Source organism: Paenibacillus hamazuiensis (genome assembly GCF_023276405.1).
Lineage (GTDB): Bacteria > Bacillota > Bacilli > Paenibacillales > NBRC-103111 > Paenibacillus_AF > Paenibacillus_AF hamazuiensis.
On record NZ_JALRMO010000001.1, the window covers coordinates 2,631,118 to 2,643,177 of the forward strand.

At 49.5% G+C, this 12,060-nt stretch carries 13 protein-coding genes; 5 read left to right on the top strand and 8 right to left on the bottom strand.

Going from position 1 to position 12,060, the window contains the following annotated elements:
- Nucleotides 1-51: 51 nt before the first annotated feature.
- The gene (locus tag MYS68_RS11615; RefSeq protein WP_248925993.1) at nt 52-645 is read left to right on the top strand and encodes an HAD family hydrolase; all 594 of its coding nucleotides are present in this window, start codon (nt 52-54) and stop codon (nt 643-645) included.
- 68 nt (nt 646-713) lie between these two features.
- Here MYS68_RS11615 and MYS68_RS38510 read toward each other — a convergent pair whose 3' ends face one another.
- From MYS68_RS38510 to MYS68_RS11635, 5 genes are all read right to left on the bottom strand, one after another.
- Entirely contained in the window at nt 714-839 is a 126-nt protein-coding gene (locus tag MYS68_RS38510; protein ID WP_275983462.1) for a hypothetical protein, read from the bottom strand.
- Nucleotides 840-845: 6 nt separating this feature from the next.
- A complete protein-coding gene (locus MYS68_RS11620; RefSeq protein WP_248925994.1) occupies nt 846-1,181 on the bottom strand; it encodes a YciI family protein in 336 nt (111 codons plus the stop codon).
- 159 nt (nt 1,182-1,340) lie between these two features.
- Nucleotides 1,341-2,162: a class I SAM-dependent methyltransferase gene (locus MYS68_RS11625; protein ID WP_248925995.1), complete on the bottom strand. Its 822-nt coding sequence runs from the start codon at nt 2,160-2,162 to the stop codon at nt 1,341-1,343.
- Between the two features lie 176 nt (nt 2,163-2,338).
- Nucleotides 2,339-3,085, bottom strand: coding sequence for an IclR family transcriptional regulator (locus MYS68_RS11630; RefSeq protein WP_248925996.1), 747 nt, complete (start codon nt 3,083-3,085; stop codon nt 2,339-2,341).
- Between the two features lie 82 nt (nt 3,086-3,167).
- A complete protein-coding gene (locus tag MYS68_RS11635; protein ID WP_248925997.1) occupies nt 3,168-3,512 on the bottom strand; it encodes an ATP-grasp domain-containing protein in 345 nt (114 codons plus the stop codon).
- A 223-nt stretch (nt 3,513-3,735) separates the two neighbouring features.
- Here MYS68_RS11635 and MYS68_RS11640 point away from each other — a divergent pair, with 223 nt between their 5' ends.
- Nucleotides 3,736-4,524, top strand: a complete 789-nt coding sequence (locus MYS68_RS11640; protein WP_248925998.1) for a polysaccharide deacetylase family protein — start codon at nt 3,736-3,738, stop codon at nt 4,522-4,524.
- Between the two features lie 37 nt (nt 4,525-4,561).
- Here the strand turns inward: MYS68_RS11640 and MYS68_RS11645 are convergent, their stop codons facing one another.
- Entirely contained in the window at nt 4,562-6,499 is a 1,938-nt protein-coding gene (locus MYS68_RS11645; protein WP_248925999.1) for a TOMM precursor leader peptide-binding protein, read from the bottom strand.
- 161 nt (nt 6,500-6,660) lie between these two features.
- Between MYS68_RS11645 and MYS68_RS11650 the strand changes: the two genes are divergently transcribed.
- Nucleotides 6,661-6,762 carry a sporulation protein YjcZ gene (locus MYS68_RS11650; protein ID WP_248926000.1) on the top strand — a complete coding sequence of 34 codons (102 nt, stop codon included), beginning with the start codon at nt 6,661-6,663 and terminating at the stop codon, nt 6,760-6,762.
- A 143-nt stretch (nt 6,763-6,905) separates the two neighbouring features.
- A protein-coding gene (locus MYS68_RS11655; RefSeq protein ID WP_248924449.1) for an IS1182 family transposase occupies nt 6,906-8,263 on the top strand; the annotation gives its coding sequence in 2 pieces (ribosomal slippage) (nt 6,906-7,470 and nt 7,470-8,263; 1,359 coding nt in all).
- Nucleotides 8,264-8,416: 153 nt separating this feature from the next.
- Here MYS68_RS11655 and MYS68_RS11660 read toward each other — a convergent pair.
- The gene (locus MYS68_RS11660) at nt 8,417-9,844 is read right to left on the bottom strand and encodes an ArnT family glycosyltransferase (RefSeq protein WP_248926001.1); all 1,428 of its coding nucleotides are present in this window, start codon (nt 9,842-9,844) and stop codon (nt 8,417-8,419) included.
- Nucleotides 9,841-10,599 carry a glycosyltransferase family 2 protein gene (locus MYS68_RS11665; RefSeq protein ID WP_248926002.1) on the bottom strand — a complete coding sequence of 253 codons (759 nt, stop codon included), beginning with the start codon at nt 10,597-10,599 and terminating at the stop codon, nt 9,841-9,843. The genes MYS68_RS11660 and MYS68_RS11665 overlap by 4 nt, the downstream gene beginning before the upstream one ends.
- Before the next feature lie 235 nt (nt 10,600-10,834).
- On the opposite strand from MYS68_RS11665, the gene MYS68_RS11670 reads away from it, so the two are divergent.
- Nucleotides 10,835-11,998, top strand: coding sequence for an iron-containing alcohol dehydrogenase (locus MYS68_RS11670; RefSeq protein WP_248926003.1), 1,164 nt, complete (start codon nt 10,835-10,837; stop codon nt 11,996-11,998).
- The last annotated feature ends 62 nt before the right edge of the window (nt 11,999-12,060 follow it).

The following is a 12,060-nucleotide window of genomic DNA, read 5'->3' on the forward strand; positions in this document are numbered from 1 at the left end:
ACTGCACAAAAGACGTAAAATGGAAATTATCGCGATTTGGAGTTGATAGGAATGAATACAAAGAAGCTGATTATTTTTTTGGATAGCGGGGATACGTTAATTGATGAAAGTACGGAAATCCGCGACGACGAGGATATCGTCATCCGCGCAGAGCTTGTGCCCGGCGCGGACGTGACGGTAAAGACGTTGGCGGAGCGGGGGTATACGCTTGCGTTAGTGGCGGACGGAAATGCCCAGTCGTTCAAAAATTTATTCAAGCAGCACGGACTGTACGATTGCTTCACCGCGATGATCAATTCCGAAAATATTAAGGCCTCCAAGCCCAGCCCGCGGATGTTCAAAGCGGCGGTCGGCGCGCTGGATCTCAGCGAAGCGGACTACGGCCGGATCATTATGGTCGGCAACAATTTGAGCCGAGATATCAAAGGCGCCAACGCACTGGGCATCACCAGCGTATTTCAGGACTGGACGCCGCGGTATCCCAAAGCTCCGGCCGACGAAAGCGAGCAGCCGGATTATACGATTCACGAACCTCTTCAGCTTCTGGAGCTCGTCGAACGGCTGAACTCCCGATTGGAAGAGGCGGAACTTTTGCCGGATACAAACGCTTTGGCTTCAGCGGCAAGGTCCGATCAATCGGACTGAAGCCCGGGAAGCTTGACGATAAGCCGCTCCCTGGCCAAAAGGGCGAACATTTTGCCCGCAATCTTGAGCTAGCCGGACATGCCGAACCGCTTCTTCGTTCGGTCGGTATCCGAACTGACGTGCGGATCCTGCTCGAGCATCTGCCTGGCGATCTCGGCGTAACGATCTTCCGGAGTGAGTTCACGATCGCTCATGGCAGCCTACCACAGCGGGCGAATTTCGACGGCTCCGCTCACTGCGGCCAGGGCACGGGAAGCCCATTCGGTCGCCAGGTTAATGTCGGGAACGTCGATCACGCAATAACCGCTCAGTTGGTCTTTCGTTTCCGCATAAGGTCCTTCCGTCTCGACTCCCCCCTCGGCTCGTCGAATTGTACGAGCCGAATCCCCCGGCTGCAAAATGTTCCCCGGATAAGCGAGAATTCCCGCTTCTTCCATCGCTGTAAAGTATGCCTTCCATTCGGCCCAGTATTGTTCTTTACGCCCGTTGTCCGTTCTGGCCGCGAAGTCCTCCTTCGACTCATATGTCAACATCATGTATTTCATCATCTCTCCTCCATTCGTATGTGGGATTTAACTGGAACTCAACCAAACTCGAGCCGGGATGTAACACTGGCGAACCGGACCATCCCCAAGTCATGACGACTGTTCAACGTACTTCCCGGAAACTACGTCGGCACCGTTAAATTAAATATTTTATTTGACCCCTAATCGCAGCCTGTAGCTGAACATGACGTCCAGCGTCCTCCCCTGAAAATGATTTTCTACACTTGCCCGAAATTTCTCGATATCCGGGTTCAGTTCATCCGATCCGAGTTTTAAAACCGTCTGAACGCCGCCTTGGCTGAAGGCAAGTCCCGCATATCGTTCCGCGTCGCAAGACTCGAAATTGTGAAAAACAATCTCCTTTGTAAAACGGAAAACCCCGCTCTCCGCCATACGTCTCAGGTGGTGATCTTTGTTCCATTTGTTCGCTTTTTTATCTTGGTCCGCCAGCCGTTCGATGATGGTGTCCGCTTTTTCGATCAGACTGGTATACTGAAGTTCAATTTCCCAGTTAACTGTCGGAGGCCAGTCGCAATCATAAGCGGCAAAAATACCGCCTCGCTTCAAAACCCTTTGCACCTCCTTCAAGGTGCTGGCCGGTTCCATCCAATGAAACGACTGCGAGCAAGTGATAATGTCCGCCGTTTCGGAATCGGCCTCGAGTTGGTTGGAGTAGCCGGGAATAAAGGCGATATGATCGGCATTCGACGTCATCTGAAGCTTCTGAAGCGCCTTACTTCTCATGTCGTCGTTCGGTTCGACGCCGATAACCCGATCCGCCCGATCTTTCCAAATAAAAGAGGAAAGCCCGGTGCCGCACCCCAAATCCATTACGACGGAAGGCTTACTTTGCAGGTAACCGGTAAGAAGCTCCACCACGAGCTTCGGTGCTTGGGGGCGAAATTTATCGTATACCTCCTCAAAGCCGGAAAAACGTTCGATATTACTTTTTAAATTACCGTCCGGAATCATGGCGCTCCCTCCAAATTTTGCAGATTCGTTTTTCTCCTAAGTCCCTTAACTTTTTGGGAAAATAAGGATGTCGTACGTGTTTATTATATCATCCGTTTCGCCGGAAATCGTAAATGGGCGGCTTCAACAAAAAAATCCCGTTCCGCCATCGAAAGCGTACCGGGATTGCATCAATCTTATATGGTCGTCGATAATTGCTTGGCCAAAGCGCAAATCTCGCGAACGGCGATATCCTTCTTCCCTTCCCAATGATGAATAGGCATGGAGCAGCTGATCGCCGCAACGACCTCCCCTCTGCGCCGAACCGGAGCGGCAACGCAGCAAAACCCCATCACCCCCTCTTGTATGTCCAAACAGTACCCGCGGCCTCTTGACGTTTCCAGCTCCTGCAAAAAAGCGTCCCTGGAACCGATCGTATGCACGGTCAGCTTGGGCAGCGTCTCCTCAGGAAATATTCGGCAAACCTGTTCGTCATCCATTTCCATCATAAGAGCTTTCCCGAGACCGGTCGCGTGGGCCGGAATCCGCACTCCCGGGCCGGACACCATCTGAACCGGAGAAGGCGCTTCGATTTTGGCAAGATACAGAACGTCGCTTCCATCCAGACGGGCGAGCTGCACCGATTCCTGCAGGATACGCATCACCGGCTCCGCAAGGCGGCGAAACTCCCGGGCAAGGTCGAACTGGCGAAAATAAGCGCTTCCGAAGTCCCCCAAGGAGCTTCCCAGAGCATAAGTCTCGTTGCGGTCACGGTGAATCCACTGCAGGCGCTCCATCGTTAACAACAAGGAGTAAAGCGTGCTTTTGCTGATGCCCAAATGTTTGGAGATGTCCGACAGCTTCCATTTGTAAGGCTCTTCAGTAAGCAGCGACAAGACGGCATGCGCCCGATCGAGAGCGGGGACCGCATATTTTTGTTCCAAAATACCACATCCTTTATCATTATAAACGCCGTTCCGTATTTTAACTTGTATCATTCGATACTATCACGGGTTCAAATGCAAGTCAATGTATAAAGGATGCAAGATCCACCGGTTTGACGACCAAGGGATAGCCGATTGCTTCGGCGGCCATTTCGGCTTCAGCCCGGCTCTGCGCGAGACGATAGCGCGGATTCGCAAGACCGGCGACGTCCAGCGCCTGGCGCATCAGATGTTTGTGCCGTACGGTTTTTACACCCTTCGGAAAAGGACAAGGGAGATGAAAGGCTTCAGCGACATTTCTTACAGTCTCAATGTAATAATCATAGACCGTTATGACGCCATCAAATGAATAAGGCCGCAAAAATTCGATTAAACCCGGCGTATCATTCGTCTCCGTAACGAGAACGGTATCCTCGTAGCGCACCACAGGATGCTTCTCCGAACTTAACGGACTTTGATAATGCTCAAGCTTGCGGGCAACGAAGTTGTAGGTGTGCCCCAGAGGTTTGAGGAGAGGCCGGAGCAGATTGCCGCTTGCGCCATCGTCAACCAGAAAAGGTGTTTTTTTCTTATTGGATCCATAATGGAAATTAATGTTAAGTTAAAACCTTTATTCCATGGAATAATATATGGAGAGTAAAGTAAAGGAGATGTTCATCATCGTTACCAACTATCACATATGGGGGCGAGTGTTGCTCGCTGCTCTATGTTTGCTTTGTGCAGAGCCGGAATATTTGTCAGCGGAAACCCCGGTAAAGAACCGCCAATATTATGAGTCCACGGGCGAGGTTGTATGGAATGTACCAACGGCAGAGAAGGTAATTTCCCTGACCTTTGACGACGGCCCTCATCCCGAGGATACCGCGCAAATATTAGATTTGCTGAAGATGTACCATGCCCATGCAACTTTCTTCATTGTCGGGAACAAAGCGGAGAGAAATCCGGAGCTATTGAAACGCGAATTGGCGGAAGGCCATGAACTGGCTAACCATACGTATTCACATCCTTATTTTCGAAGAAGCACACCGAAGGAAACCATCCTGCGGGAACTTGAACAAACCCAGGAAACGATAAACCGTATAGCCGGTGTGAAAACCAACTTATTTCGTCCGCCTGGCGGCTTCTATTCGGATAAATTAGTGCAAACCGTAAGGCAATCCGGATATACGGTTGTTTTGTGGTCCTGGCATTTGGATACGGAGGACTGGAAATCTCCCGGCGTGCAAAGAATTGCTTCCAACGTATTAAACCATGTACGCAACGGCGATATTGTTTTATTTCATGATTGGGTGGAAGGAAAATCAGATACGATCGATGCGCTCAAATTAATCCTGCCTGAGCTTGAAAAAAGAGGGTATCGCTTCGTCACTGTTAGCGAATTGCTGAAGTATAAGAAGAATACCCCTGTCCAATTACAAAAATCGTACAACCCAGAGTAAGCTTCTTGTTGAGCCGAAGGCTGTCTTCGATGACAAATTAAATAAACGGATGAGGATGCGGATTGAGCTGTTCCCTCTTTAACGGTTCGCTCACATACCCCAGCTCCGCCGGTATGCTCAGCACCCTATCCAGTCCGTTCAGCCGGGTGAACTGATGCCCGAACGTCATCGGCAGCATGCCGGGAATCAACACTTTTACGCAGTTTAAACGATTTCGCCCTATTTCCGGAGACGTCTGATTGATCACAATCACATCGAGATTCAAACGTTGAAATGTGTGAAGTATATCTTTCAGATCCTCCGTGAGATCGGTATGGCCGGATTTCCGTTTAAATTGCTCCGCAAACGATTGCATCGGCCGCCGGTCATCCAGTAAAAAACAAAATCTTTCCTCCGCTTGAGCCAGCCCGTTCAGCAGCGCATGATCCTCGATTTGCTTCACCAAATTGGGCTCATGGAACATTTCCATCAGCTCATCCCGCCGCTCCTCGAATCTCTCATTTAGCATGCCTATTAAGCCGGACAGCTCGTGGATGGCGCTTTTCGCCGCCCTGACGGGGTCCAAATGGGATCCGGCGGCACAGATCAAATTCATTTTCCCGGGCTCTCCGCTTTTCGCCAGCGCCAAAATAACCGGTATCCGGTTTTCCGTCGTTATATTAAACAAACGAACTTCGTACCCGGCAACAGCTTTCAGTCTTTCGATCATCAAACGGAGCTCCCGATCGCCCGAAGAATCAGGTTCCAGCCGGGGAACGGGCAATTGAGCGTACCAGGTCATTAGAAATGAATCGCGCTCCGCCACCTCCAAAATCCCGTATAAAATGGCTTCCTCCAAGCTTCCGCCCAAAGCGCTTCCGTTCGAGCCTTCCTGCACGAAGCTCTCTCCGTAAGTCCAGCTGTAATAAGCGATGCTTTCCGGAACCAAAATGGGACGCTGCTGCAGAAAAGAATAACCCCACACCCAATCCATAGGACGATCCGGGTCAAACGGTTCGAACGGGAAATCCGGCAGTGCATATTGTTCCTCGTTGTATAACCCCACCTTGACAGGGTTCAGCGCTTCGGCGGCAATATTGTTGTAGCTATCGCGAATGGTTGAACGTTTGCCCCGGGGGACGGAACCGCAGCGCCGCTCCAGCCCCTCCAAAATGGCGGTCAGCTCGCTCTCCGCGAAACAATGGCTTCGGCCTCCCGTTATTTCGTCTCCCATAAACGACGGCATATTCATATATACCGCGGCAAACGGCGACAGCAGATCGATCGTTTTGGCATTAAAGACACCGGTCCGGGAATCCAAATAATCGCGAACGAGCACCGTTTTCAATTCGTCTATGTTACGGGATCGGTAGCTGCCGGCAGCGATTTTGGGCCTTGGCTCCAGTTCGATTCGAGCCGACATTGAGAAATCCGCGGGCAGTTGCCCGCAAACCTCGCACAACGGGTCCGGTAAAATAAAATGGAGCGAACTGTCTAATGTATGAAGATTTACGATATATATGCAATCTTCCGTACGGGCTTTTTTTCCACGGAGCAACCGGCAACATTCGTTAACGATCATGTGGGAAACATGCGCCAGGCCCGAGAACGACGGACGGTCTTTAACGGGGATTTCCGCCGTCGTCAGCAGCGAATGTAACGAAGCCGCTGCTATCGCGTCATCTCGCCCTGCTAGCAGACGCCGATTATCGGCGCACTGAAAACACCCTCCAGCACCCGGACGAACCAAAGGCCCTATGATAGCCTCATCTTCGGAAACAAAGCCGCGCAGCCACGGAATGCCTTTCTGCCGCATAAGCTCCTCCGCTTTCCGATATGTGTCGGAATTTTCGGTATCATGGATCAGTAATACCAACTCCGCCGTCTCCGGCAAGCTACCGTCAGGTTCCATTTGCCATATGACCTCATACAGAGCGGACAGTTCCCTGCGAACTATTTCCGCCAGCAAACCTTCTCCGATCACCGCTATCGTCATTGCAAATCCTCCCACGTATTTCTGCTGCATCATCGTACAATTTATGTACCGTCAACAGCGGTCGTTACGCTTTTGAACATAAAACCGTTACATTCGTCCAGTCAAAATCGGTTTACGCTCATATATTGTGTTTGTAGTCAATGCGGAGGAGGTGACAAATAGTGAGCGCATTTAGCTGTGCAGGTTTCGGTTTTACCAGCATTGGCGTTATTCTCGTGCTTTTCATCCTCTTGGTCATCATCACTAGAGCGTTTGTGATCTAACAAACAGAAAAAAAAGAAAGACGTCCTCCGGGCGTCTTCAGCCTGTTGAAAAACCCAACAGGCTACTTTTTCGTTCAATATCTTTAACAAATTACCGCGTTAATATGTTATAATGTAAATATACTCTTAAGGCGGTGGATCCTATGCTTCGCTCTAATCCGAATGTCCAAAATGAATATGAATTGGTGTGTATCGAGGAACTGGTTCATCCAGATCATCCTCTTCGTAAAGTACATAAGCATATCGACTTTTCCTTTATTCTCGACTTAGTCCGTCCTTATTACTGCGAGGATAATGGACGTCCCTCGGCAGATCCCATCATGCTTTTCAAGATGCTATTGATCGGGTATCTTGACGGCATTCGCTCCGAACGACGGTTGGAAAGAGAGGTTTTCTCTAATAATGCTTATCGATGGTTTCTGGGGCTTGGGCTCAAGGATCGCGTGCCGGATCATAGCACCCTTAGCTACTTTCGTGAACGTCTTCAAGAAGGCGATGTACTTCAACAAATCTTCGACCGGGTCGTTCTGCTTGCTATTCAACATCGTCTCGTTGCCGGTCGGGTACTTATCACCGACTCAACTCATCTTAAGGCCAATGCGAATAAACGAAAGTTTGTTCAAGAGGAAGTAACCAAGAGTACGAAGGCCTACATGGAAGAACTGGACGAAGCAATTCGTGCCGATCGCGAGGCTCATGGAAAAAAGCTTTAAAGCCACGAGAGGAGGTGGAAGAAACCAAACTAACGAAGGTAAGCACAACCGATCCGGAGAGCGGTTATATGGTGCGGGACGGTAAGCCGGAAGGCTTTTTCTATCTCGATCATCGGACCGTCGACCACAAATACAACATCATCATGGATGTCCACGTCACTGCCGGCAATGTTCACGATTCTGTCCCTTACATAGAGCGTTTGGAACATATCATCAAGAAGTTTAAATTCGAAAAAACACTGGAAGCCGTCGCACTGGATGCAGGTTACTTCACGTCGCACATTTGCAAAAAGCTTCAAGACAAGAAAATATACGCGGTCATCGGAGGTAGAGCCTTTACCCCAGTTAAAGGATTAATGGCTAAGTGGCGATTTAAGTATGATGCGGAGAACAATGTGTATATATGTCCACAAAAACACGAATTGAAATATACGACAACGGATCGCGAAGGCTACAGACAGTATAAGTCGGATCCGAATCATTGTGCGAACTGCCCCATGCTCAAAGAATGTACCCGGTCCCGGAATCACCAAAAAGTCATCACCAGGCATGTATGGCAGGATAGTAAAGAGTGGGTAAAACAAAACGGTAGAAGCAAGTCCGGCAAATATCTCTACCGCTTACGATACCAGACGATTGAGCGAAGCTTCGCGGATGCCAAAGAGCTCCATGGGCTTCGCTACTGCCGGTTCCGCGGCCGAAACAAAGTGCAGCAGCAAGCATTACTGACTGCACTATGTCAAAACATTAAAAAGATCGCCAATATCCTGGCTAAAAGGGCCGGATAAGAGGCGATCTTCTATTTTTAGGGCTAAATTCAAAAAATGATCCTACAAAAGCCCCGAAAAACCGGGGCTTTGTCAACAATCTGAAGACGTCCTCCGGGCGTCTTTTTGTATTTTTATGGGGATCTCATCGCAGATGGATTAATCGGATTCTACCTATTTTGAAAGTTTATATACGGTATATCCGTCTTCCAGAGTGATTTTTTTAAAATGCATTTCGAGATATCGCTTTAATTTCCCGTCATCCCCATATATAAACCCTTTCAAAGGCACGAAATATTTCGCGCCATGATTGATAAAATATTGCAGTTCCGCTATAGAATCCTCGGGAATCGCGTTCGTTACTCTCCAGCCTTTTCGGCGGGCGGCGTTTAACAAGGACGGATCGTCGGTCCCGACTACAATTAAATCGTTTTGGTCCGTCAGCTCTTGCACGAGCCTGCCCTGCTTGATGACATCCGTATGTTGCGAATCGAACATGGGGCGAATATGCCCAAAACCGGAGAGACAGATTATTGCCAAAAGTCCGGCGACCCATACCGGACCTAATTTCTTTTGATACAGATATGATAAAAAGGCAGCGCCGAGCAAAGCGACAGGCGGGCTTATCAAAATGAGATAATAATTAAATTTGATGACCGCAACGACCGTCATCAATTCCAAAATCATGGCAAGAGCCCAAGCGCCAACGGCATAATGCTTTCTCCAATCGATCGTGATCAAACCCGCAACAAATAAAACGATCGCGCAGCCGGTAAACGCCGCCGGCAATTCTTTATAAAAAAAATGCATAGCCGTTTCCGAGAACACGGCGGTTAACATGTCCGGCAAAACATGCTTGCTCGCTATGCAGCTTACAAATTTATGTTCTGCGATGGAATACGACCATTGAAAGTATACATACGGCGGAACGAGCGAAATTAACAAAAACAACCAGAGCTTCCACTCGGTTAACGCTTTTGTTTTATATTTGACGAGAGCCATGACGATCATAGGGATGCCGACAAATATCGTCGGGACTTTCTCGGCAATGGCTAATGCCGTGAACAACCCGGCCAGCATCAAAACGGAGAATCTCTCATTTTTGATCCATAAAGAAAAGAAATGGAAGGCTCCCATAAAAAAGAAAAGCGCCGCGGATTCCGGCATAATCGCTCTCGAATATAAGATGTTAACCGGCGAAATTCCATAAAGCAATACGGCCAAAACGGCCGTGCGCCGCGAGTACTGCTGTTTGCCTATGCAGTATAAAAAAATCGCGGATCCGATAAAAAAAACGATAGGCACCGTGCGCGCCAGCGCATAATGGTAACCGAACCATTTATAAAGAAGCGCAATGAGAAATGTCGTGATCTGAAATTCAAGCTGTACATAATTGGGAGGCGGACCGTCGTAATTGAATTCGGGATAAAAAATATTGAATTTGGCTTCCGCAAAATTGTAGGCGATCGATTCGGTGTCCGACTGTCTCCAGGAATCGTATTCGTAAGGCGAATTCGAAATGTTCGGTATTCTTAAAAGCAAGATAAACAGGAAAATGAAAAAAACAAGCAGTTTCTTCGAAGATCGCAAGTTTATAATCATTTTAAAGCACCCATTTGATTCACTTTTTTGATTAAATGAAAATAACCGGCTATCGTTCTGGCCACCTTCATTTTACTTTTATTTTCCTTTAAATCATACTGCAGCACGAGCGGATATTCCCCTGCTTTAATTCCGATTTTACTGAATCGCGCGATAATCTCCGCCATACACTCAAAGCCTGTCGCCGTCACCAATTGTTTGTTAAATACGGACATCGCCTGCTTCAAATACCCGACGCGATAGCAGCGGTACCCGCTCGAATAATCTTTGACGTTGTGAATGGGGAAAAACATTTTTAACAATAACGCGGCTCCCCTGCTGTACAATTTTCGCGGCAATGACAACCCGATTTCTTTGCCTCCCTGGGTGAATCGCGAAGCAATCACAAGATCGAGCTGTTCATTTTTCAGTTTATTGACCATTTCCGGAATAATGCCGGGGTTATGCGTATTGTCCGCATCCAAAGTAATCAGCACATCCGATTCGTTAAAATGTTCGCACACATAGGCAAACATTGTTTTAACCGCTTCGCCCAGCCCTTTGTTATGCGGATGGTTAAGATACGAGATGAAAGGGTACCGGCTGGCGAAATGATGTAAAATGTTTTCAGTGCCGTCGGTGCTGCCGTCGTTCACGATAACCACAAAAAAACCGCGGTCAAATCGGCTTCCCAAATCGCTTAATTTCTCCAGAAGCTTCGAAATTCCCGGTTCTTCGTTATAAGCGGGAAGACCGATGACGATGTTATAGTCCATCCTGCTCCTCCTCGGCATATTCATAGTCATATTTTTAATATCTTACCCATCTTTTTAGAAAATAATGACAAGTAGCGGAACGGTCACTCCCCGTGCGTACTTGCGCCGAGCTTTCCGCGGGCTAAGGTGAATGACCGGCGTCAATCGTTCAAACGCATCCGGTTCGTTGTAAATCGATTCGGTTTACCGTAAAATGAGTGGGCGACGAGGAATTTTTTGAGAGGGGCGCCCGCATATGAACAATTTCAGTTACTTTTGCAATACCAGAATTGAAATGGGAATCGGAAAATCGGAGCAGCTGCCCGAACTGCTCAAGTCGATGCAAATCGGGCCTGCGCTTCTGCTTGTCAGCGATCCGGGAGTGGTAAAGGCCGGGATCATGCAGCCGATACGGGAGCGGCTAGAATCGGCGGGTTATCGCGTGGTTGTGTTCGATGCGCTTTCCCAAAATCCGCGGGACGCCGAATGTTTGGCCGGAGCGAAGCTCTTTACCGAACAGCGCCTGGATGCGGTCGTCGCCGTCGGAGGCGGAAGCGCGATGGATACGGGGAAAGCCATCGCCCTGCTCGGCCCGAACGGCGGCAATCCCATCGAGTATATCGAGGGGAAAAGGATGTATGCGGATATTGCCCCCATCGTATGTGTTCCGACCACGGCGGGGACGGGATCCGAAGTGACCCGCTCCTCGGTGATCACCGAAGCGGCAACGCATCGGAAGCTTACGCTCAAGCACGCATCCCTGCGTCCTCTTCTGGCCGTGCTCGACCCGAAGCTGACGTTCACGGTGCCGAAGCCGGTCACGGCCGCAACGGGTGTCGACGCTTTGGTCCACGCGATCGAAGGGTATTCATGCAAGGCGACCAATCCGGTTTCTCAAGCTTTCGGCGCAAGAGCGATGGGCAAGATCGTTTCCGCCCTGCCTGCAGTGTTCCGCGATGGAAACAACGAGCAGGCACGGTACGAAATGATGGAAGGCAGCCTGCTGGCCGGCCTTTGCTTCGGGTCCAGCGATGTCGCTGCCGTCCATTGTCTTGCCGAAGCGCTCGGGGGATTGTACGATACCCCTCACGGGGTGGCGAACTCGGTGTTTTTACCTTATGTGCTGCAATTCAATGCGGAAACGGAGAAATCGGTCCATGCCGAAATGGCGCGGCATATGAACTTGGCTCAAGACTCGGATTCGGACGACAAGGCCGTTCGGCTGCTTGTGGAGGGAGTGAAAGAATTTACGAGGCGGCTGGAGATTCCAAAGTTGAAGGAATTGCCGGGCGTTCGGCGGGAGGACTTCCCGCGCCTCTCGGAGCTGGCTGTGGCCAACAATTCCACGCCCAGCAATGTGCGATCGATCGGTTATGACGATTACATGCAAATTATAGAGCAAGCTTATGACGATGAGTGATAATGAGTGAAGGCTTTGCAAACGTGCGGTTTCGCATCCGATGGGAGGGACAACTTCAGGAA

Coding starts and splice junctions, on each gene's coding strand:
- MYS68_RS11660 (WP_248926001.1), bottom strand. CDS start 9,844: ATGATTATAAACTTGCGATCTTCGAAGAAACTGCTTGTTTTTTTCATT.
- MYS68_RS38510 (WP_275983462.1), bottom strand. CDS start 839: ATGAGCGATCGTGAACTCACTCCGGAAGATCGTTACGCCGAGATCGCC.
- MYS68_RS11640 (WP_248925998.1), top strand. CDS start 3,736: ATGTTCATCATCGTTACCAACTATCACATATGGGGGCGAGTGTTGCTC.
- MYS68_RS11665 (WP_248926002.1), bottom strand. CDS start 10,599: ATGGACTATAACATCGTCATCGGTCTTCCCGCTTATAACGAAGAACCG.
- MYS68_RS11670 (WP_248926003.1), top strand. CDS start 10,835: ATGAACAATTTCAGTTACTTTTGCAATACCAGAATTGAAATGGGAATC.
- MYS68_RS11645 (WP_248925999.1), bottom strand. CDS start 6,499: ATGACGATAGCGGTGATCGGAGAAGGTTTGCTGGCGGAAATAGTTCGC.
- MYS68_RS11620 (WP_248925994.1), bottom strand. CDS start 1,181: ATGATGTTGACATATGAGTCGAAGGAGGACTTCGCGGCCAGAACGGAC.
- MYS68_RS11625 (WP_248925995.1), bottom strand. CDS start 2,162: ATGATTCCGGACGGTAATTTAAAAAGTAATATCGAACGTTTTTCCGGC.
- MYS68_RS11615 (WP_248925993.1), top strand. CDS start 52: ATGAATACAAAGAAGCTGATTATTTTTTTGGATAGCGGGGATACGTTA.